We start from the raw sequence: 20,542 nt of genomic DNA on the forward strand, positions 1-20,542 counted from the left end.
CCCGTGGTCGCGCTCGGCATCAAGCGCTCCAAGGGCGCAAGCGACGTCGTGGTGGCGAAGGCCGTGCAGACGCGGATCGACCTGCTGAGGGAGCAATATCCCGACGTCGAGCTGAAGCTGATCGACACCTCGGTGGATTTCACGCTCGGCAATTATGAGGCGGCGATCTCGACCCTGTTCGAAGGCGCGACGCTCGCCGTCATCATCGTCTTCCTGTTCCTGCGCGACATCCGCGCTACCGTCATCGCCGCGATCTCGCTGCCGCTGTCGATTTTTCCCGCCTTCTGGGCGATGGACATTCTCGGCTTCTCGCTGAACCTGGTCAGCTTTCTTGCCATCACGCTCTCGACCGGCATTCTCGTCGACGACGCCATCGTCGAGATCGAGAACATCGTGCGCCACATGCGGATGGGCAAGTCGCCCTACCGCGCCGCGCTGGAAGCCGCCGACGAAATCGGTCTCGCGGTGATCGCGATCAGTCTCACCATCATCGCGATCTTCGCGCCGGCGAGCTTCATGTCGGGCATAGCCGGGCAGTTCTTCAAGCAGTTCGGGATCACCGTCTCGGTGCAGGTGTTCTTCTCGCTGCTGGCCGCGCGTTTCGTGACGCCGGTGCTCGCCGCCTATTTCATGAAGGCTCATCCGCATGAGCCTTCGCCGCCCGGCCGCGTGCTGCGCGGCTATGCCAGCGTCGTGACCTGGTCGGCGCGGCACTATTATGTGACGGTCCTGATCGGGCTTGCGGTCTTCGCCGCCTCGATTCTTTCCATCAAGCTGTTGCCGCAGGGGTTCCTGCCCGCGCAGGACACCGCCCGCTCGCTGCTGGCGATGGAGCTGCCGCCGGGCTCGCAGCTTGCCTACACAGAGAAGGTCACCGAAGACATCGTGGCGCGGCTGCGCAAGCGGCCGGAGGTGAAAAGCGTGTTCGTCGACGGCGGTCGCGTGCCGCCCGGCATCCAGGAGGTGCGGCGCGCCTCGCTGATCATCAACTACACGCCCAAGCACGACCGCAACATGACCCAGCGCGAACTTGAACTCTCGATCGGACAGGAGCTCGAAAGCATACCCGACATCCGCTACTGGTTTCTCGACGAGAACGGCCTGCGCGCCGTATCGCTGGTGGTGACCGGACCTGACATCGGCATCGTCGGCAATGTCGCCAACGAACTGGCGACGCAGATGAAACGCATTCCACTGCTCGCCAACATCACGCCGGAGACCTCGCTCGACCGCCCCGAACTGCGCGTCCAGCCGCGCGCCGACCTCGCCGCCCGTCTCGGCGTCTCGACCGAGCAACTGTCGCAAACCATCCGCGTCGCCACCATCGGCGATGTCGGGCCGGCGCTGGCGAAGTTCGACGCCGGCGACCGCCAGGTTCCGATCCGCGTGCAGCTGGAGGACAGCGCCCGCGCCGACCTGAAGACGCTGGAGCAGATGCAGGTGCCGATCGGCGGCGGCCGCGGCCACGTCCCGCTCTCCGTCGTCGCCGATATCAGGCTGGATCAGGGTCCGACCAGCATCAACCGCTACGACCGGCAGCGGCAGGCCACCGTCGCGGCCGACCTCGTCGGCACCGCCGCGCTCGGCGATGCGACAAGGCAGATCCACGAACTGCCCGTGATGAAGACCCTGCCGAAGGGCGTGACGGTCAACCCTTCCGGCGACGCCGAAAGCCTGAACGAACTGTCGGAGGGATTCGCCACCGCGATCACGGCGGGCCTGATGATGGTCTACGCCGTGCTGGTGCTGCTGTTCGGCACCTTCCTGCAGCCGATCACCATCCTGTTCTCGCTGCCGCTCTCGATCGGCGGCGCGATCATGGCCCTGCTGTTGACGGGAAAGCAGCTCACGACGCCGGTCTGGATCGGCATCCTGATGCTGATGGGCATCGTCACCAAGAACGCCATCATGCTGGTGGAGTTCGCCATCGAATCGATCCGCGAGGGGCGCGCGCGCGAGGAGGCGATCATCGATGCCGGCATGAAGCGTGCCCGCCCCATTGTGATGACCACCGTCGCGATGGTCGCCGGCATGACGCCGAGCGCGCTGGCGTTCGGCGCGGGCGGCGAGTTCCGTTCACCGATGGCGCTCGCGGTGATCGGGGGCCTGCTGTTCTCAACGCTGCTGTCGCTGGTGTTCGTGCCCGCGATGTTCCTGATGATGGACGATGTCGGCAACTTTTTCGCTCGCCTCGGCCGCAAGGTGATCTCGTCGAACGGCGAACCCCACGAGGAGAGCGGACCGACGACGACAATCGAGTAACGCAGTTTTCACGCGTTGCGCGCGACGTCGGTCAACCGGCTCATGTTCTTGAGCAGGATGCGGCCGCGCTGCAGATCGAGGATGCCGTCCTTGCGCCATTGCTGGAGCTGGCGATTGATGCTCTCGCGCGCCGCGCCGACGTAAACGCCGAGCTGTTCCTGCGAGATATGAACCTCCGAGCCGTAGTCGTCGGCCAGCGCGCACAGCCTCCGCGCCATCCGCACCGGCAGCGGCTGCAGCACCGATTCCTCCATGCGCTCGCTGATCCAGCGGATGCGCTGGCACAACAGTTCGATCAGGCGGATCGCGATTTTCGGCTCCCGCTCCAAAAAGGCCAGCAGATCGCCGCGGCGCAGGACGAACAGCTCCGTCGGCTCGCCCGCCACCGCGTCGGCGGTGCGGGACTGCCCGTCGAGCACCGCGATTTCGCCGAACAGATCTCCCGGCCCCTGAAAATTCAGGGTCAGCCGGCCGCCGTCGGAGGCGCCGGTTTCGATCCGGACCTGGCCGCGGCGCACGCCGTAGAGCGCATCGCCCTCATCGCCCTTCTGAAACAAGACTTCGCCGACGTCGAGCTGCTGGGTATGGCAAAGCGCCGCCATCCGTTGCAGATCATCCGCGCCAAGATCCGAAAACAACGGGTTCATCTTGAGAATGACCGCGAATTCCGACTGCTTGCTCATCGCAATTCACCCTTGAGACCGAGTAGCATCACTCCCGGACTGCCTTACTCCCGCAATAGCGGCGATCCCGATTCCTGCCGGAACTCCGCTACCACATCGTCTGCCGCGCGCGCTCGAGCCATGCCTTGTCGTATTCTTCGCCGCCGACGCGGCTCTTGCTCATCTCCGCGAGGATTTCGCCGGGCGTCGGCAGGCTCTTGAGGTCGACGTGGCGGGCGGGGTCCCACAGATGCGAACGGATGATGGCGCGCGCGCACTGAAAGTAGATCTCCTCCACGGTCATGATGATGACCGAGCGCGGCGTCTTGCCTTCGACCCCGAACGACGCCAGCAGCCCGGGATCGGCCGACACCAGCGCCCGGCCGTTGACGCGAAGCGTGGTGCCCGATCCCGGAATCAGGAACAGCAACGCCGCTCTGGGGTCGCGAATGAGATTGCGCAGCGAATCGATGCGGTTGTTGCCGCGCCGGTCCGGAATGACCAAGGTGAGGTCGTCCTGAACGCGAATGAAGCCCGGCAGGTCGCCGCGCGGCGAGCAGTCAAGCCCCTCCTTGCCGCAGGTCGCCAATATAGCAAAGGGCGAACTTTCGATCAGCGCGCGATAGGACGGCGTGATTCTGTAGGCCACCTTGATGGTTGCCGCCTCGCCGGGCTGGCCGTAGATGGCCTCGAGTTGCTCGATCGTCTCGATGGCGGTCACCACAATGCTGCTCTCCTTGCGTTGAAACGGACGATCCCGCCGCTGACGACCCAACCGCACCGGTCATCCTATACATGCGCATCCATGGAACTGCGAGACCTACCGTTTTGCCGGCGGTCGCAGCGCCTTGCGGGCCAGCGCGAGCCCCATCAGCACGAAGGCCGACGTCACTTCGGGCCCCCCCACCACAATGCGCGTCGGCGTTTTCATCTTGTTCCATTCGTAGGCCTTGAAAGGTCCGCGTCGCCCGCCCTCGCCGGCATTGGCGACGATGCAGTTGAGCGCTGGCGTGAAGGCGGCCGCGTCGGCGCCGAGATGGCCCAACGCGATCAGCGCCAGCGCGGCGTCGAAGGCGTTCATCTCGGCTGACATCAACGTGTCCTGCACATACGCCAGAACCCGGCCTCGGATATATCCGAAGCTCTCATCGGGATCGATCGCCCGGCGGGCGGCGGGGGGCAGCGCCGCGAATGCCGCGTGGCAGCGCCCGAAGTAGGCGCAGTAGAGTTCGGGCAGATAGTAGATATGGGACCTGGGATCGCTGAACGCGCCGCTTTCGACCAGCCTTCTCTGGAAGCCGATGATCCGCTGCAGCGTCTGCAGGCGGCGCGGCGTTTCGAGAGCGCGCCACCGCGAACAATTGCGGAAGCTGACTTCGAGAACGTCGAGATTGAGGGTAGGATCGAGATCGTTGCCGTAAGGGCGGTCCCCCGCGAGATTGTCGATCCAGGTCACGATGCCGCCGTCGTAATCGATGTTGTCGTTCAGCGGCACGGTCACGAGTCGCTCGTTGGCGCCGCCGCCTGCCTGATAGCCGGCGTAGAAATCGAGCAGCGGCTGATCGAGGATCGGATCGGTCGAGCCGGCCTGCGTCGCGGCCGAGAATGCGCAGGCCGTGGTGTCGCAGTCAGGAACGTAGATGGCAAAGCCGAGGTCCTGCTTGATCTGCGCGAAGAAGCGGCTGAAGCGCGGATGGGGATTAGGCGCCAGCGCGGTGATCACGCTGACGCGCTCGCCATCGCGCGACAGCACATCCTCACGGCTGGTCTTGAGGCAGAAATCGATCATCTGCGTGCCCGCGCGGCGGATCGCCTCGGTTTCCGCAGGCGTCGTAAGACCGGTTTCAGCAAAGCTCAAAAGCGCTTCGGTGAAGAATGCGTCGTAATAGGCCGAGCGATGCCGGATCTGCACCGGCTCCCACATCGGTTCGGCGATGCCCCGCCACGGCGGGTTGATCACCTCGCGCGCCGGCGACCGCGCGATGAAGACCCGCGCCAGATTGAACAGCAGCGTCGAGTTCTTGTAGCCCCGCGCATCGAGGCCGGTGAGGGCGGCGAGAAACTCCCGGCCGCGCAGATCAGGATCGCCGATCAGGTTGAACGCGGCATAGGTCGGGATGAAGCCGTTCTTCTCAAACGACCGGAGCAGGTGCGCGCCGCAGGTCCGGATGATGCGTTCGATCTCGGCGAGGCCTGGCGGCGGTCCCGCTGCGGCCGTCCGGTTGGGCCGGGGGTGGTGCAACGTCACGGTGTCCAGCAATGCGGCCACCGGCCGGCCGATCGCCGCCCAGTCCGGGCATTCATCGTCCCGCGCGTGCCGCAGCGCGTCCTGCAGTTCCCGAAACCGGGCCTCGTCCCGCAGTTCCGGCAGGCCGGCCCGCCGCAACAGCGGACGCAGGGCCGGATTGGCCAGCGCGGTCCTGTAGAACTTGGCCAGATGAGGATCGCCGCCGCGATGCCGCAGCAGCAGGGGATCGCAGAGGTCGTACAGCGACGGACCGTCCTTGCGGTTGGTCAGCGCGCGATAGACGGCGCCGGCGACATGGCGAGCAGTCATGCTTTTCTCTGCGCTCCCAGGGGTGGACAGCATCGACAGCCCGATTCAGCCAAGCCATTGAAAAGCTATACGAATAAGCAAAAAATACAAATGTGACCCATCTCACGGCATCGCACCGCCATGCCGCGGCAGGTTGATCGCCTTCAGATTCCGCCTCTCCTGGGAATTCGTGACGGCCTTTTTCGGTTTTCAGAGGCTGCGGCAGGTGCTTAACCAATTGTGTTTCCAATAAATAAAGGTTTCGTGTTGCTCATGGGGGACGTGCAGGGTATGACCTTCATGTTGCAGTGCCGCAGAACGAGCATGTTTCACCGCCACAGTTCAGGCACCCCCTCAAACCGATCCGGCGTTGGCGCGACCTTGGAGCGCCATCGCGCATGACCAGGAATTGATCGTTATGACATTCGGGCAGCTTCGCCTCTCCTCCCGGTCGGTCACTCTGGCCGCTGTCCTGGTCGGGATGGTGTCACTGGCGATCGGAGCCCATGCCGCGCTCAACAAACGGAGCGTGGAGGTCGCGGACGCCCTCGCTGTCGCCGACGACACCACCGGCAGCATCGCCGTCAAGCCGCCGCGGGTCGCGCTGGTCATCGGCAACGGTCACTATCCGGATGCGAACGAGCCGCTGAAGCAATCCATCAACGATGCGCGGGCGCTGACGACGATCCTGCGGCGGGACGGCTTCGACGTCATCATGGTCGAGGACGCCAATGCGGATGACATGCGCAGCGCTGTCCGCCGCCTGGAAGCGAAGATCGGTCCCGATACGACGGCGCTCCTGTTCTTCAGCGGCTTCGGCATTCAGTCCGGCCGCGAGAGCTATATGATCCCGGTCGATGCGCGTATCTGGAAGGAAGCCGACGTTCGGCGTGACGGGTTGTCCGTCGAGGCCGTTCTCGGCGCGATGAAGGAACGCTCCGCCAGGGTCAAGCTCGCGGTGATCGACGCATCGCGGCGCAACCCCTATGAGCGCCGCTTCCGTTCCTACTCCCATGGCCTCGCGCCGATCAACGTGCCGGACAATGCGCTGATCCTGTCGTCGGCGACGCCGGGACAGGTGGTCGACGAGTCGGGCGGGCATAACAGCCTGCTGATGGCGGAATTGCTCAAGAGCCTGGACACGCCCAATCCGGACGCCGAAGCTGTGTTCGGCAAGACGCGTGCCGCTGTTTCCCACGCGAGCGAAGGCCAACAGGTTCCGGCGGTGTCGTCGTCGCTGGTGCAGGACGTGCCGTTCGGGTCCGGAACCACGACCGCCTCGCGCAAGGCCGGCAGTTGAAGCAGCTTACTTCCCGCTCGCGTCAGCCGTGACCGGCCTCACCGGGTCGCCTTCGCGCAGCAGGGCGCCGGCGCGCGCCACCACCACGTCGCCGTCCGACAATCCCTTTCGGATCTCGACCTGTCCCCCCGACAGCAACCCAACCTCGACGCGCCGGGTTTCGACGCGCTGGCGCCGGACCACCTGAACGACGGTGCCCGCGCTCCCGTACAGGACCGCCGTCAGCGGCACCGCGATGCCGCAGCTCTCGCCGGTTTTGACGATCGCGCGGCCGGACGCATTGACCAGCATGTGCCGGCTCGGATCGACGGATATGAAGACCTGCCCGAGTTGGCTGTTCGGTTCGACCGTCGGCGCGACGAGCCGGACCTTGCCATCCATGTCGCCGCCGCCCACCACCACGACCCTGGCCGTCTGACCGACCGCCAGCTTCGCCAGATCAGCGGTCGGCACCTGGCCGACCAGATCGAACTCGTTGCCGGTGACGATATTGAACAAGGCCTCGCCCTTGCCCGAGGCAATCGCGCCGATCTCGGCGGTGGAACCGCTGACCAGTCCAGCGACCGGCGCCTGAACCTGCGCCGATCCGCCCTCGGCCCGGTTGAGACGGGCAAGCACCTGCCCCGCGGTCACGCTTTGCCCCGGCTCGACCAATATCTCGGTGACCTTCAGCCCCGGCCGCTCCGGACGCACGGCCGCCTCATTCTTCGGGATCAGAATTCCGCTGACCTCGACGGTAGCGGTGAAACAGGACTTCGCGGCTTTCAGGACCGAGACGGCCGGGCCGCTCGGGGTCTCCTGCTCGCCGGCCGCAAACCCTTGAGACGCGACGACGGCCGTCCCCAGCACGACCGCGAGAGCGATCGCCTTTGTCGCAATGCGATGCGGGTCGAAGGATTTCATCGTCATCGAAAGATTCTTTCCGAAAAAACATAGCGCAATTGCAGTGACGGCTTGCGATCGCTCCAGGATCGACGGAGAGCAAACCTATTCAAGCCGGAATGGCGATTCAACGTCCGCCGGCGCGGTCCTGCCAGCGATGGATCTCGACCGCCGCGACCGGGTGGTGGAAGCCTTTCAGCGCCAGCGGCTTCAGCGGAGTTGCATCGACAAAATGCTCCACCATGCCGTAGGCGCGCTGATTGACGACGATCTGGCCCGCTTTGGCTTCGTCGCATAGCCTTGAGGCGAGATTGGTCACACTGCCGATCGCCGCATATTCCAGCCGGCGCTCGAAGCCGACCTGGCCCAGCGTCGCGTAGCCGACGGCGATCCCGACGCTGAAGCCGAGGCTGTGACCGCGGTTGCGCCATTTCTGCGACAGCACCCCAATGCTGTCGCGCATTTCCACCGCCATCCGCACCGCGCGCGAGGTGTGATCCGGAACCGGGATCGGCGCGTTGAACAGGATCATCACGCCGTCGCCGGCATAACGGTCCAGCGTGCCTTCGTACTTGAAGATCAGTTCGCCCAGCGCCGCGTGATATTCCCGCAGCACGTTCATCGCCTCTTCCGGCTCCGAGCTTTCGGTGAAGGCCGTGAAGCCGCGCAGATCGCAGAACACCACCGTGACTTCGCCGCGATGGCTATCCAGCAGCGAGTTCTGCCCATCGGACGAGGCGACGAGCTGCGCGACCTGTGGCGCGAGAAAGCGTTCGAGCCGCCGGATCCGCTCGATCTCTCCGAGCTGCTTGCCGACCTGCTCCTCAAGCGACTTGTTCCAGTTGAGCAGTTGATAGGTCTGTTGCTGCAGCCTGTCAGCTTGCTGCTGGACGATGCCATGCGCGGTGGCGAGTTCCTTGCCTTTCTGATCGACCTCGTGGAAAAGCCGCGCGTTGCGCATCGCCAGCACTGACTGATGGGCAAACGTCTGCATCAACCCGAGCAGGTTCGGCGAAAACACGCCCGTGCTCCGGCGCAGCACGATCAGCGCGCCGAGGACGCCTTGCTGATCGACCAGCGGCACCGCCAGCACGGAACGGAAGCCGGCGGCGGTCGCGGCATCGGCGAGCGGATTTGCGTCCGACGTTGCGAAGTCTTCAATTGCGATCGGCTGGCCGGTCGCGGCAGCCTGACCCAGCAGCCCATCATCGGCGCTGATGGCGCAGGGGTAGCCGTCCGCCGGCTTTTCCGCGCCGCTGGCCTCGATGAGATCGAAGCGGCGAGCTTCCGCATCGAAGCCGTAGATCAGCACGGCATCCGCTTTGGTGATTTCGAGCGCGCAGCCAGCGACCGAGCGCAGCACGGCGCCGAGATCGAGCGAGGAGGCGACGGCGCGGCCGAACTCTTCGAGCGCCTTGAGTTCACTTACCGATTGCGCGAGTTCGCGCGTCCGCTCCCTGACCTTGCGTTCGAGGTCGGAATAGGTCTCGCGAAGCTGTCCGGCCATGCTGTTGAACTGCCCGGCGAGCTGCTCCAGCTCGTCGCCGGTCCTGACGTCGATGCGATGTTCGAAGTCGCCGCCGCCGAGCCGCCGCGCGCCGGTGTTGAGGGCCTGAATCGGGACCAGCATGCGCCGCGCCAGCAGGATGCCGGCGAGGATCGCGAGCGCAAGGCCAAACGCGACCAGAGCGCCGGTGCGTATCAAAAGGTCATGGATCGGCGCGAGCGCCTGGCTTGCGGGTTGCTCGAACAGCACGAACCAGCGGAGCTTTGGGACCGGGCTCGAGGCGGTCAGCACCGCATTGCCTTCACCGCTCGTGCCCGACACGGAGGGCGCGGTGCCGGATTTCAGCAACGCCGCAAGCTGCGGCAGCGCGGACAAATTCTTGCCGGGTTGCATGTCCTTGTCGGAGCCGGCGAGCAGGACGCCGTTCGTGTCCACGACATAGGCCGAGCCAATTCGTCCGGCCTGCGCCTCGTCGATATATCCGGATAGAAAGCGAAGATCGATTTCCGCGACTGACGCGCCGGCGTCCCGCCCGGCGTGAGCGATGGCGATCGACATGAAGGGCTGTTGCTCACGGAAGAAAACCGGCCCGTATGTGATGCCCTTCGCGACGGCCTGCGTGAATCTCACATCGCGGGAAAAATCAGCGCCGCTGCCGAACGAGACTGAGTGACGCGACAGCCGAAGCTGCTCATGCCCCTGCCCGTCAAGCTGGAAGATCCGGCTCACGGCCGGCACCTGATTGAGCAATTCCGCGTAGTCCGCGCGCCGCTGCTCGACCGTGACGACGCTGGCGCGCGTCACCCAGCTGACCTGGCGCTCCAGATCCACGATCGACTGTTCGATGCGATGCGCCGCCGCACCCGCCTTCTCCGACATCTCGCGAACCAGCGCGGCCCGGGTCTGGTTGTAGCTGATCCAGATCTCGAGCGCGCCGTTGACCGCGAGAACGAACACGACCAGCCCGACGAGCGACGTGACGTATTTGGCGAACAGGCCCCTGCGGCGGTATCGGCTGTCGTCCCCGTCCCCGTTCATCAATGCCCCCGCACGGCTTTCGCGGTTCTGCCGTTAGCGTTCGCAAGGTGGCGCTGATCAGCGCCACATCCAGTTATGGCCCCAATCGCCTTTCCAGCCCACGAGACGGCCTTTGCGGAATTGCAGATAGAGCCGGTCCCTGCGCTCGAAGAAACCGCTGCCGCCGTAGCGTCGAAACGCCAGAAATACTTCGTTGCCCGGCCGTCCGCTGATGTAGTTCAGCGGCACGCCGAGCGCATTCGCCGCGGTTGCGCCGTCCATGCCGAAAGCCAGCGGTGTGTTGTTGGACAGCGTCGCGGTAAAGGGCGGTGAATAAGGGGGCGTCGCTGCCAGTTGCTGAGCATGTCCCGGCACGCTCCGCGCCGCGGAAAACGCAACAACGCAGGCCGAGGCCCAGATCAATGTCCGCTTCATGATACCGCCCTTGTGCTTGCTGACACGTAATGCTTTCCGACACGTAAAACGTGGTCCTGAATTCCGCGAGCTTCGATAATCGATCCTAACACATTCGCACTTGGGCTTTGGCGCGCGCCCGCCGCTTTTTGCAAATCAACGTCGCAGCTTGTGTTGCAGGCCCGTCTCATGCCGGGATCCCCATAAGTTAACGAAAGCAACGTTTTCCGTTGAATTATCGGCAGGCCGCTATACCGGTGTTAATAATACCGCTTAATCTTCGCGAATCTACTTATTGGCTAAAGTCCGTGCAGCGCCGAACTGCAAGCCGATGAGGATCGATGACGACGCCCACAACCGGATCGCGCGCAAGGCGTCGCCTGCTCCTGGCATCCGACCGGAGCGATCGCAGCGGCGACCTCGGGGCGATCCTGCAACAGGTCGGCGACGTCGACACTAGCCCCGCCACCGGGATTCCGGACGCTCCGACCGGCCGCTTTGCCGGCATCGTCGTCGACATCAATCTGCGCTCAGCCGAAAGCGTGCTGCAGGTGCGCGACAAACTGTGCATCGAGGCTTACCGGTCGGTGCCACGGCTCTTCGTTCTTGCCGATGCGCTTCACCACGGCTCGATGCAGGCGTGGGCGCTCGGCGCAACGGATACGATTTCACGACCGTTCGACGCAGAAGTCATCCTGCAACGCATCCGTCTCGCATTCCCCGACGACGATGATGCGACAGTGAACGGCACGGCGCTGAACCAGGGCATCGCGGCGGCGCATGCCGTGCTGGTGAAGATGTTCACGCAGCTTCCGACCGGGATTCCGCTTGCATTCGACGACGTGCTGGAGGCCGAGAGCCAGATTCTCGCGGCCATCAAGAGCACATCGCTGCGCCAATGGCTGACCGCCGTCGGTCGTCATCACACCCACACCTACCGCCACTGTCTGTTCGTCACCGGCTTCGCCGTAGCGTTCGCGCAACACTTGGGGCTGCGCGAGGACGATCAGCGCAGGCTGGCGCGCGCCGCATTGTTGCATGACGTGGGCAAGGCCTTCGTTCCGGTCGCGATCCTCGACAAACCGGGCAAGCTTACCGACGAGGAGAAGACTGAAATCCGCCGGCATGCGATGCTTGGCTACGAAGCCCTGCTGAAGCAGGGCGGCTTCCCGCCGGAGATGCTCGATGTCGTCCTGCACCATCATGAATTCCTCGACGGCTCGGGATACCCCGACGGTCTGCGCGGCGATCAGATCAGCGACATCGTGCGCCTGACCACGATCGTGGACATTCATGCGGCGCTGGTCGAACAGCGGGCCTACCGTCTCCCGTTCACGCACGCCAAGTCATTCGCGCTCATGGAGAAAATGGGAGACAAGCTCGATCAGCACCTGCTGCAAGCGTTCCGCCCGGTGGCGCTGGGCTATTGACAGGTTTCCCCGCTCCAAGCGGAGAGAACAAACATGCGAGCGCATCAATCGCAGCCCGCACTCAGCACCGCGGCTCTTTCGCCTGTCGCACGGAACGGTCCGCTTCGCGAGGCCGACTCACATCGGCGAGACATCGCCGATCGAGCCCTGGCTCGGAGCGTAATCCCGAAAGTGGAAACCGGCTTTCGGGAAAGATCATGCTCACCAAAAAAGATAAGCGGCGAGAAAGATAAACGACGAGTCTGATTCAACGCAGTTGAACCGGACTCTGGCCGCTCTTCAGTTCAAGCGATTGGGAAACGGAATCTCGCCGTCGACCGAGAAGTGCTGGAATTCGTCCTTCAACGACGGATCGCCAAACCGCTCCTGCAAGGCAAACGCGGCCTCTCTGCTCAGGCATGGCATCACCTCGCCCTTCACGTTGAGCGGATCCGGCGGCGCTTCCCGCTTGATGGGCATCATCGCAAAGCCGCATTTTGCCTGCTCGTCGGGCCACAGGGCAAACACGATGCTGCAACGCGCAAAACTTTCGCGAAGAAATGCATCGTCTTTTTGCATCAATCGATTAAAAGCTTCAGCGCCGTGTTCCAAGGCCCGGCGCAGCGAGCTGATCACGAAGCCATTGAATTCATCATCTTCGATCATTGATCTTCCTCTAGCCTCGATAAAAGAATTGGTTTGCTGCCCTGCACGGCAAGCATCTTTTCGATAACATATCCCGAGGATCGATCAATAACGTCCTGCATGGCCGTTGTTTCAAAGATTTCTTTCAAATATCGCGGAGTTGGGATGGAATATGTCCAAGTGCCGGCCGTTTGGACGTCGTTCCGCGCCCTTATTTCGGCCGGAGCCAACGATTTCCGGCAACGACAGGAATTAAAGCATATGGAGCGGTAGGACGTCGCGCCGCCGGCTGCTGAATGGAGTGACCCATGATCAAGGTTCAGCGCGTCGGCGAGGGTGAGTTCGAGGCCGTGGTCCGCGACGGAAATGGCGAGAGCCGCCACCGCGTCATGATGTCTGACGCCAAAGGCAAGCAGCTCACAGCCGGCAAGCACACGCCCGAGCGCTGCGTCGAGGCCGCCTTTCACTTCCTGCTCGACCGCGAGCCCAAGGAATCGATCCTCGCGCGCTTCGATATTTCCTTGATTTCACGCTACTTCCCTGAATTCGAGCAGGAGCTGCCGCGTTATCTCGCGCAGCCCTGACGGGATTGCAGCTCGCTGATTTCGCGCCAATGCAGGAATGCGTTCGCGGCTTGCACGGCTGGTTCCACTATGCTTGTTTGCGGCGTCATCGGTGCCTCCCGAGGGAGGTGAAACGGGAACGCGGTGCGGGGATATGACCCCAACGCCGCGGCTGCCCCCGCAACTGTAAGCGGCCATCCGCGTCCATTCCGCTGCCGAACATGCCGCGCATGTGAGGAAAATCGGATCCGGATAACGGCCGCGAGCCAGGAGACCGGCCGGCGACGCCTTCGGAGCATGGTCCCGAAAAGTGGCAACCGGTTTTCGGCTAAGATCATGCTCGATCAAAGGAAAAGGCCAGACTCTGTTTCAACGTGATTGAATCAGACTCTGGTGCGCGCGACGGTGGGTCGGCGGAAAGGATCGCCATGGTCTCCCGAATTTTGGGTTTCCCGTACTGTGCTGTCGGACCGGCCGGTCCGATGATCTGCCGCGTTTCCAACGCCGCATGATGACGCAAGATATCGCGGCCCGCCGACGAGCGGTCGTGACGGTCGCGCTATGTGCGGGAGTCGCGCTTTTGATGCTGGCGTCGCTTGGCATTGGTCCCGTAAAATTGTCGCCGGTCGCCGTTCTCGACGCCTTGTTCGGCGGCGGCAGCGAGGTCCAGCGGATCATCGTGCAGGACATTCGCCTGCCGCGGGCGATCCTCGGGCTCGCGATCGGCGCCATTCTCGGTTTGTCGGGCGCGGCCTTGCAGGGCCTGCTGCGCAATCCGCTGGCATCGCCCTCGCTGTTCGGCGCGCCGCAGGCGGCGGCATTCGGCGCGGTGCTGGTCATCGCGCTTGGAGGGATCGACGTGCGGTCGTTCGCGCTGCCGGTTGCCGCCATCGTCGCGGCGTTTGCATCCGTGTTCGTGCTGCTCGCGATCGCGGGGCGCAATGCCAGCCTGCTGATCCTGATCCTTGCGGGGCTTGCGATCTCCTCGCTTGCGGGAGCCGCGACGTCGCTGACCATGAACCTGTCACGCAATCCCTTCGCTGCGCTGGAGATCGCGTTCTGGCTGCTGGGTTCGCTGGAAGACCGCAGCTTTCGCCATGTGATGCTGGCGCTGCCGTTCATCATCGCGGGGGCCGCGATCCTGATGAGCCGGCGCCATGCGTTTCGCGCGCTCAGCCTCGGCGAGGAATCCGCGCAGAGTCTCGGCGTCGATGTCGGCCGCTTGCGGCTGTGGGCGATTCTCGGCGTTGCGCTCGGCGTCGGCGGCGCGGTGGCCGTCGCGGGCGCCATCGGCTTCATCGGCCTGGTCGCGCCGCATCTGATGCGTCCGCTGATCGGTTACGACCCGGCGCGGCTGATGGTGCCGAGCGCACTGGCCGGCGCGGCGCTGCTGCTCGCGGCCGATATCGCGGTTCGCCTCATTCCCTCGACATCGGACATCAAGGTCGGCGTGCTGACCGCGCTGATCGGCGTGCCGTTCTTCCTGTATCTGATCGTGCGCGAGCGTCGCGCGCTGGGCGGAGGCATCGCATGAGCGAAGCCGCCATTCTCACTGCCTCATCGCTGTCAGTGAGTCTCGGAAAGCGGGTTGTCCTGAGCGAGGTTTCGCTGGCGCTGCCGCGCGGGTGCCTTGCCGCGCTGGTCGGACCCAATGGCGCCGGCAAGACCACCTTGCTGCGGGCGCTGGCGGGCCTGTTGCCATCGGAGGGGACGATCGAGGTTTGCGGCGACGCGCTGTCCTCGCTCACCCTTCGCGAGCGCGCGCGCCGCTTCGCATACCTGCCGCAAGGCCACCAGATGCACTGGCCGCTGCCGGCGCGGGATATCGTGGCGCTCGGGCGCTACCCGCATGGCGCGGTCGATCCGGCGCGGCTGACCGGGACGGATGCCGCGGCGGTGGTGCGGGCGATGCAGGCGACCGACGTCACAGGTTTGGGCGATCGCCCGGTGACGGAATTGTCCGGCGGCGAACGCGGCCGGGTGGCGCTGGCGCGGGTGCTGGCCGTGGAAGCACCAATTCTGCTGGCCGACGAGCCGACCGCAGCACTCGATCCGCGCTACCAGATCGAGGTCATGACCAGGCTGAGGACCGCGGCCGACACCGGAACACTCGTCATCGTGGTGACGCACGATCTCGGGCTCGCGGCGCGGTTTGCGGATATCGCTCTCGTGCTGTCCGAGGGGCGTCTGGTGTCGCAGGGACCACCTGCGACCGCGCTATCGGAAACAATCATCGAGAATATTTTTCGCGTCAGGACCTATCGGGCCGACTATCAACGCGAAACCGTCATCGTTCCATGGTCGGAAGCGTGATCGCGATGCCGCCTGTCGCGTGGTCGCATCGTCTGTGCAAGGCGATCCGGGCCTGCATCAGGCGAAGCAACGGCGTTTTTGTCGTGGCCTTTCTAATATTGACCTTTGCAGCGCAGGCGCAGGCCGCCGGTCTGCCGCGCGTCGCCTCGATCAACGTCTGCACCGATCAGCTTTTGATGACGCTTGCCGACCCCGCCCAGATCGTCGGTCTCAGTCCCTACGCGCGGGATGCCGTGCGCTCCTGGGCGGCGGCCGAGGCGCGGACATATCGGCGGCTGTCGGGCGAAGCGGAAGACCTGCTGATGCTCAAGCCCGACGTGGTCGTCGCCGGCCTCTACATGAAGCGAGCGACGCGCCAATTGCTGAAACGCCAGGGAATGAGGGTCGCCGAATTCGATATCGCAAGATCGATCGACGACGTGAAAGAGCAGATCCGCCGGATGGGCGACCTCGTCGGGCATCCGGATCGCGCGGAAACCCAGGTCGCGCGTCTCGATGCCGCGATCGTCCGCGCGAAGCAAGCGGTGGCGCGCAAGCCCTATCGGGTGCTGGCGCTGTCGCGACGTGGCTGGGTTTCGGGTGATGACAGCATCACCAGCGCGTTGCTCTCGATCACGGGACTGTCGAACGCCGCGGCCAGCCTCGGCAGCCATTCCAGCGGGTTTGCCACGCTCGAAGCCATTGTGGCCGATCGGCCGGACTTCATCCTGATATCCGACGGCCGCGACGTCGCCGACGACGAAGGCAGCGCGCTGCTGCTGCATCCGGCGCTGGAAAAGCTGTATCCGCCGTCGCGGCGCCTCATAATTCCCGAGGATCTCACGGTATGCGGCGGGCCGATGCTGTCCGACGCGCTGGATCGGCTGGTCGCGGAACTGAAGCGGGTCGGAGGCTAGTGGAGTGAATTTGACATTCCCTACCCACTTTGCAGCAAACCCGTCAGGCGAATGTCAAATTCAGAACTCCCCTAGAAACCTGATAGTTGCTAGTGGTCCTTTGATTCTACCATTTGCAAGAACTCCCTGCGGCAACGGGATGCAAATGTTGGAATTGGACCACTAGCTAGTTTTCATCCTGGCCATTCAATCCCGGGAGTAGCCGATCAACGGGCGCCGCGGCCGGAACAGCAGCAGCAGCAGAATGCCCGCTATCGCCAGCACCGCAAAGGCCGGCTGGTTCAGAACCAGCCTGGCGAGGTCCCACAGCCAGGGCGCCGACGCCTCGATCTGGGTGCGAACCGCCTGCTGACTGGCCTGATGGATGTCGTTCCAGAATTCTCCGAGTTTTGTCAGCCGCAGGGCCTGGTCGGCGATCGACCGCGCGCCGTCATAAACCAGAAAAACGAAACCGCCCGCGAGCAGCAGCAGCCCGATCAGGCGAAAAAAACCGCGGATCATGCCGTCACCTGTTCCCTCTGCCGCCGGTCCGCCGGCCGCGCTTTAGCTGTCGAACCTCGGAAATTCAACTTCGGTTACCGTCGAATGCCTCGAAAAGGCCTCTCGGCGCACGCACCTGCCCCCGGAAGGCGTTGACGCTCGAAACCGTGGCCTCTATAAGGTCGCCGACGGCGGCGGGACGATCCTGCCGCCGCCGTTCTTTGAAGAATGCACCTCGCGAATCAGTTCGCTCCGAGCGTGGCATTTTCAGGAACAACCGGAAACACATTCAGGTCCCCCAGCGCAATCGAATGGCCGACGCCATCGGCCGGCCTCTCGCGGTGGGACACTGTCGAAGGATACGTCGAGACCATGGCCAATACGACCTCCGCCAAGAAGGCGACGCGCAAAATTGCCCGACGCACCGCCGTCAACAAGTCGCGACGCACGATGATGCGCGGCTCGATCCGAACCGTCGAGGAAGCGATCGCAAAAGGTGATCGCGACGCCGCGATCCAGGCGATGAAGCGCGCCGAGCCGGAGTTGATGCGGGCCGGCCAGCAAAACATCATTCACAAGAACAGTGCGAGCCGCAAGGTCTCGCGTCTCACGCATCGAATCGCCAAGCTCGCAAAATAATCCGATCCGGAGGCTGCACGTCAGCACGCCTCAGTTCGGTCAGAAGCGTTTCAGCAAAAGGCCCGGTGATTTGCCGGGCCTTTTTTTTGCGCGCGCGTCGCAGGGTATTTTGGTCAAGCCGGAACACGCGACGCGAAGCGGTTCGATGCGTCGCGGTCGCTTCGCCTTTCAAAGGGAAAGCACCTTCACGCGGATGACACACTTTTGATCGGCATCATGATCCATCACGCCGACTATTCGGCATGAAGTCTGCATAGCGATTCCATGACGATCGAGTCTCATACCGCCTGAGACAAAACCATCGGCTCGATTCCAGCTTGCTCCCGCCGGTCCGCCTGCCCATGAGGGCCGACGACCAGCTTCGCGCCGACACGCGACTGTCTTATTCGATGCTTCCCCGCGCATATAAACGCGAGCGCCGCGAGCGCGGGAACACAGCCTGCACGGGTTACCCGCAAAAACGGCCAGAAAAAAATGCGCGTCGCTAATCACTTATCCACATAGTGTAATGAAGCACTTCCAAAACGACCCGTCGCGTCCGCCCGTTTTACGGTTTGTTAAAATATTTTGGAGCGCGATGCGAATTTGTAACACTGCGCGGCGGCATCGAATCCGCGCGAAGATTCAAAACGTTGCTGCCGGACGTATTGAACGCGACCCGCGCCGTCGACACTCATTCGATTTGTGCGACGCAGCCGCGACGTGAAAGCCGTTGCGAGAATTGGGGTGTCGTGTATTTCTTTGGTGGCTCGCGACACTCACGGTTCTTCACGTTGTGCGGATTAAAGAATTTTGAGTAGGCGTGCATATCGGCGGCGATATGAACGTTAGCGAAGCTTTCCATGTAACAGCGAATGGCAACTCATTAGCAACATGAGAACGGATGCTCTGTGTCGAAATTTCTCAATTGCGACGTTTGATTCCAACGTTTCCAGGCAAACGAGATACGCTCAGGCCATGCCGCACATCCGCAGGACGCGGACGGGTTGAACTGTTGAGTGAGAGTGCGCGTAGCGGTCCCGACTTGCATGTCGGGCGTCGCAGACTGGTTTTGAAATAGACGTGAGAGGACATCTCGGCGCGGTCCATCGCAGCGAGGAGGGGGTTTATGTCAAACAAAAACAACATCACCGGATTTCATTCCAACGGATTTCATTCTCTGAATTATGTCACCGGCGTTTTCACGAGCGCGACCGCTTTGCTGCGCTCTCCCACACAGCCTCCGGGCGACCCGTCTAGTCGCTGCTGACCTCGCCTTCGTTTCGTTTCCCGCCATCTGACCCCGCTCGCGGTGCTCGGCCGAACGATCGGTCATGGCCGAAACGAGGCGGGCCGGAGGATCACGACGAGACGCGCGACGCCTCCCCGGAGAGCGGTCGCATCGCAACCTCATTCAAATCAGAAAAGTCATAAAAAAAATGTCAGACATCGAACAGGAGCGCTGGTCGCGGGTGAAGGGTCGATTGCGCACGACCGTCGGAGAGGACATCTACTCGAGCTGGTTCGCGAGGATGGACCTGGAGAGCGTACACGGGGAGAGCGTCCGCCTGTCGGTGCCGACCCGATTCCTGAAGAGCTGGATTCAGGCGCATTACGCCGAGCGGGTTCTCGCCTGCTGGCGGGCCGAACTGCCGGACGTTCACCGGATCGACCTGACGGTGCGCTCGGCCATGCGCTGCGCTGCTCCCGCCAAGGAACTGCCGGTCGTCGATCAACGCCATACCGAGCAAAGCAGCGCTCGCGCCAGCGCCGAATTGAAGACGGTCGCGACCGCGCCGGCGTCCGCCAATCACGACGCGCTCGGCGGTTCTCCGCTTGATCCGCGGCTGACCTTCGCAAGTTTTGTCACCGGCCGCTCGAACACGCTTGCCCACGCGGCGGCGCGTCAGGTGGCGGAGGGGCGGCGCGGCGACAGCGTCATGTTCAATCCGCTCTACATTCACGCCGGCGTAGGCCTCGGCAAAACCCATCTGCTGCAAGCCGTCACCTGGGCCGGCAACGCCGGCACCGAGCGCAAGGTGCTCTATCTGACCGCCGAGAAGTTCATGTACGGCTTCGTCGCGGCGCTCAAGACGCAGACGGCGCTCGCGTTCAAGGAGGCGCTTCGCGGCATCGACGTTCTGGTCATCGACGACTTGCAGTTCCTGCAAGGCAAATCGACCCAAGCCGAGTTCTGCCACACGCTGAACGCGCTGATCGATGCCGGCCGTCAGGTCGTGATCGCGGCCGACCGGCCGCCGTCCGACCTGGAAAGCCTCGACGATCGCGTGCGATCCCGGCTTGCCGGCGGCCTCGTGGTTGAAATGGGCTCGCTCGGAGAAGAACTGCGGCTCGGCATCCTGAAGTCGCGCGTCGACGCCGCACGGGTTCATCATGCGAGTTTCGACGTGCCGGAGCAGGTTTTGGACTATCTCGCCAAGGCGATCACGCATAACGGCCGTGATCTCGAGGGCGCGATCAACCGCCTGCTGGCGCACAGCAAGCTCAACGCCCAGCCGGTGACGCTGGAGATGGCGGAGCGCGAGGTCCGCGACCTGATCCGCCCGCAGGAGCCGAGGCGGATCAAGATCGAGGACATCCAGCGCGTGGTCGCCCGCCAGTACAATGTCAGCCGCTCCGACCTTCTGTCCTCGCGCCGGACCGCCAATGTGGTGCGGCCGCGGCAGGTGGCGATGTATCTGGCGAAGACGCTGACCCTGCGCTCGCTGCCGGAGATCGGCCGCCGTTTCGGGGGGCGCGACCACACCACCGTGCTGCATGCCGTGCGCAAGATCGAGGCGCTGGTGTCAAAGGACGCGACCCTGTCCGACGAGGTCGAACTGCTGAAACGCCAGCTTCAGGAATAAGGCAAGGCTGGAGAATTTCCGCCAAAATATGGGAAAAAGCCAAAACCCGGGCAAGCCAAGGCTTGCGCCGGGCACGCTTCCGCGTCACCTTGCGGTCCCGCCAGATTTAAGCAAATCGCCTTGAACTCGGGGTTTACGTGCTGCGGCGACGTCCCGCGGCATTTTCAAGAC

Annotated in this window: 17 protein-coding genes and 1 riboswitch; of the genes, 9 read left to right on the plus strand and 8 right to left on the minus strand. The window is 63.6% G+C overall.

What is annotated here, in order from left to right:
• Positions 1 to 2,262: efflux RND transporter permease subunit (locus BGO16_RS12640; RefSeq protein ID WP_292619079.1), on the plus strand; the 2,262-nt coding region annotated here is incomplete at its 5' end.
• A gap of 8 nt (positions 2,263 to 2,270) precedes the next feature.
• Here BGO16_RS12640 and BGO16_RS12645 read toward each other — a convergent pair.
• The 3 genes from BGO16_RS12645 to BGO16_RS12655 form a co-directional block, all read right to left on the minus strand.
• Entirely contained in the window at positions 2,271 to 2,945 is a 675-nt protein-coding gene (locus BGO16_RS12645) for a Crp/Fnr family transcriptional regulator (protein ID WP_292619080.1), read from the minus strand.
• Between the two features lie 88 nt (positions 2,946 to 3,033).
• Positions 3,034 to 3,645 (minus strand): pyridoxamine 5'-phosphate oxidase family protein, encoded by a 612-nt coding sequence (locus BGO16_RS12650; protein ID WP_292619104.1) that lies wholly within the window; start codon positions 3,643 to 3,645, stop codon positions 3,034 to 3,036.
• Positions 3,646 to 3,744: 99 nt separating this feature from the next.
• Positions 3,745 to 5,481: a hypothetical protein gene (locus BGO16_RS12655; RefSeq protein ID WP_292619081.1), complete on the minus strand. Its 1,737-nt coding sequence runs from the start codon at positions 5,479 to 5,481 to the stop codon at positions 3,745 to 3,747.
• 397 nt (positions 5,482 to 5,878) lie between these two features.
• Here BGO16_RS12655 and BGO16_RS12660 point away from each other — a divergent pair, with 397 nt between their 5' ends.
• Positions 5,879 to 6,760: a caspase family protein gene (locus tag BGO16_RS12660; RefSeq protein WP_292619082.1), complete on the plus strand. Its 882-nt coding sequence runs from the start codon at positions 5,879 to 5,881 to the stop codon at positions 6,758 to 6,760.
• A gap of 6 nt (positions 6,761 to 6,766) precedes the next feature.
• On the opposite strand, the gene BGO16_RS12665 is transcribed toward BGO16_RS12660, so the two are convergent.
• The 3 genes from BGO16_RS12665 to BGO16_RS12675 all read right to left on the minus strand — a co-directional run bounded on the left by BGO16_RS12665 (position 6,767) and on the right by BGO16_RS12675 (position 10,604).
• Positions 6,767 to 7,669, minus strand: a complete 903-nt coding sequence (locus BGO16_RS12665; RefSeq protein ID WP_292619083.1) for an HlyD family efflux transporter periplasmic adaptor subunit — start codon at positions 7,667 to 7,669, stop codon at positions 6,767 to 6,769.
• Between the two features lie 100 nt (positions 7,670 to 7,769).
• Positions 7,770 to 10,187, minus strand: a complete 2,418-nt coding sequence (locus tag BGO16_RS12670; protein ID WP_292619084.1) for an adenylate/guanylate cyclase domain-containing protein — start codon at positions 10,185 to 10,187, stop codon at positions 7,770 to 7,772.
• Between the two features lie 57 nt (positions 10,188 to 10,244).
• Positions 10,245 to 10,604, minus strand: coding sequence for a hypothetical protein (locus BGO16_RS12675; RefSeq protein ID WP_292619105.1), 360 nt, complete (start codon positions 10,602 to 10,604; stop codon positions 10,245 to 10,247).
• Between the two features lie 317 nt (positions 10,605 to 10,921).
• Between BGO16_RS12675 and BGO16_RS12680 the strand changes: the two genes are divergently transcribed.
• Positions 10,922 to 12,010, plus strand: coding sequence for an HD domain-containing phosphohydrolase (locus BGO16_RS12680; RefSeq protein WP_292619085.1), 1,089 nt, complete (start codon positions 10,922 to 10,924; stop codon positions 12,008 to 12,010).
• A 279-nt stretch (positions 12,011 to 12,289) separates the two neighbouring features.
• Here the strand turns inward: BGO16_RS12680 and BGO16_RS12685 are convergent, their stop codons facing one another.
• Positions 12,290 to 12,655, minus strand: a complete 366-nt coding sequence (locus BGO16_RS12685; protein ID WP_292619086.1) for a hypothetical protein — start codon at positions 12,653 to 12,655, stop codon at positions 12,290 to 12,292.
• 287 nt (positions 12,656 to 12,942) lie between these two features.
• Between BGO16_RS12685 and BGO16_RS12690 the strand changes: the two genes are divergently transcribed.
• The 4 genes from BGO16_RS12690 to BGO16_RS12705 all read left to right on the plus strand — a co-directional run bounded on the left by BGO16_RS12690 (position 12,943) and on the right by BGO16_RS12705 (position 16,406).
• Positions 12,943 to 13,218, plus strand: coding sequence for a hypothetical protein (locus BGO16_RS12690; protein ID WP_292619087.1), 276 nt, complete (start codon positions 12,943 to 12,945; stop codon positions 13,216 to 13,218).
• A gap of 72 nt (positions 13,219 to 13,290) precedes the next feature.
• A riboswitch (cobalamin riboswitch) is annotated at positions 13,291 to 13,495 on the plus strand.
• A 210-nt stretch (positions 13,496 to 13,705) separates the two neighbouring features.
• Positions 13,706 to 14,731 (plus strand): iron ABC transporter permease, encoded by a 1,026-nt coding sequence (locus BGO16_RS12695; RefSeq protein ID WP_292619088.1) that lies wholly within the window; start codon positions 13,706 to 13,708, stop codon positions 14,729 to 14,731.
• Positions 14,728 to 15,510 (plus strand): ABC transporter ATP-binding protein, encoded by a 783-nt coding sequence (locus tag BGO16_RS12700; protein WP_292619089.1) that lies wholly within the window; start codon positions 14,728 to 14,730, stop codon positions 15,508 to 15,510. Before BGO16_RS12695 ends, BGO16_RS12700 begins: the two co-directional genes overlap by 4 nt.
• Positions 15,511 to 15,515: 5 nt before the next feature.
• Positions 15,516 to 16,406 (plus strand): ABC transporter substrate-binding protein, encoded by an 891-nt coding sequence (locus tag BGO16_RS12705; RefSeq protein WP_292619090.1) that lies wholly within the window; start codon positions 15,516 to 15,518, stop codon positions 16,404 to 16,406.
• Between the two features lie 186 nt (positions 16,407 to 16,592).
• On the opposite strand, the gene BGO16_RS12710 is transcribed toward BGO16_RS12705, so the two are convergent.
• Positions 16,593 to 16,907: a hypothetical protein gene (locus tag BGO16_RS12710; protein ID WP_292619091.1), complete on the minus strand. Its 315-nt coding sequence runs from the start codon at positions 16,905 to 16,907 to the stop codon at positions 16,593 to 16,595.
• 351 nt (positions 16,908 to 17,258) lie between these two features.
• On the opposite strand from BGO16_RS12710, the gene rpsT reads away from it, so the two are divergent.
• Positions 17,259 to 17,525, plus strand: coding sequence for a 30S ribosomal protein S20 (gene rpsT, locus BGO16_RS12715; RefSeq protein WP_292619092.1), 267 nt, complete (start codon positions 17,259 to 17,261; stop codon positions 17,523 to 17,525).
• A 1,418-nt stretch (positions 17,526 to 18,943) separates the two neighbouring features.
• On the plus strand, positions 18,944 to 20,371 hold the full coding sequence (dnaA, locus tag BGO16_RS12720; RefSeq protein ID WP_292619093.1) for a chromosomal replication initiator protein DnaA: 1,428 nt from the start codon (positions 18,944 to 18,946) through the stop codon (positions 20,369 to 20,371).
• Positions 20,372 to 20,542: the final 171 nt, after the last annotated feature.

The organism is Nitrobacter sp. 62-23 (genome assembly GCF_001897285.1).
Taxonomy (GTDB): Bacteria; Pseudomonadota; Alphaproteobacteria; order Rhizobiales; family Xanthobacteraceae; genus Nitrobacter.

What these genes read in the sequence shown, in the direction of transcription:
- dnaA (WP_292619093.1), top strand. Translation starts at nt 18,944, where the DNA reads ATGTCAGACATCGAACAGGAGCGCTGGTCGCGGGTGAAGGGTCGATTG.
- BGO16_RS12705 (WP_292619090.1), top strand. Translation starts at nt 15,516, where the DNA reads ATGCCGCCTGTCGCGTGGTCGCATCGTCTGTGCAAGGCGATCCGGGCC.
- BGO16_RS12685 (WP_292619086.1), bottom strand. Translation starts at nt 12,655, where the DNA reads ATGATCGAAGATGATGAATTCAATGGCTTCGTGATCAGCTCGCTGCGC.
- BGO16_RS12680 (WP_292619085.1), top strand. Translation starts at nt 10,922, where the DNA reads ATGACGACGCCCACAACCGGATCGCGCGCAAGGCGTCGCCTGCTCCTG.
- BGO16_RS12690 (WP_292619087.1), top strand. Translation starts at nt 12,943, where the DNA reads ATGATCAAGGTTCAGCGCGTCGGCGAGGGTGAGTTCGAGGCCGTGGTC.
- BGO16_RS12670 (WP_292619084.1), bottom strand. Translation starts at nt 10,187, where the DNA reads ATGAACGGGGACGGGGACGACAGCCGATACCGCCGCAGGGGCCTGTTC.
- BGO16_RS12700 (WP_292619089.1), top strand. Translation starts at nt 14,728, where the DNA reads ATGAGCGAAGCCGCCATTCTCACTGCCTCATCGCTGTCAGTGAGTCTC.
- BGO16_RS12660 (WP_292619082.1), top strand. Translation starts at nt 5,879, where the DNA reads ATGACATTCGGGCAGCTTCGCCTCTCCTCCCGGTCGGTCACTCTGGCC.
- BGO16_RS12655 (WP_292619081.1), bottom strand. Translation starts at nt 5,481, where the DNA reads ATGACTGCTCGCCATGTCGCCGGCGCCGTCTATCGCGCGCTGACCAAC.
- BGO16_RS12645 (WP_292619080.1), bottom strand. Translation starts at nt 2,945, where the DNA reads ATGAGCAAGCAGTCGGAATTCGCGGTCATTCTCAAGATGAACCCGTTG.
- BGO16_RS12710 (WP_292619091.1), bottom strand. Translation starts at nt 16,907, where the DNA reads ATGATCCGCGGTTTTTTTCGCCTGATCGGGCTGCTGCTGCTCGCGGGC.
- BGO16_RS12695 (WP_292619088.1), top strand. Translation starts at nt 13,706, where the DNA reads ATGATGACGCAAGATATCGCGGCCCGCCGACGAGCGGTCGTGACGGTC.
- BGO16_RS12665 (WP_292619083.1), bottom strand. Translation starts at nt 7,669, where the DNA reads ATGACGATGAAATCCTTCGACCCGCATCGCATTGCGACAAAGGCGATC.
- rpsT (WP_292619092.1), top strand. Translation starts at nt 17,259, where the DNA reads ATGGCCAATACGACCTCCGCCAAGAAGGCGACGCGCAAAATTGCCCGA.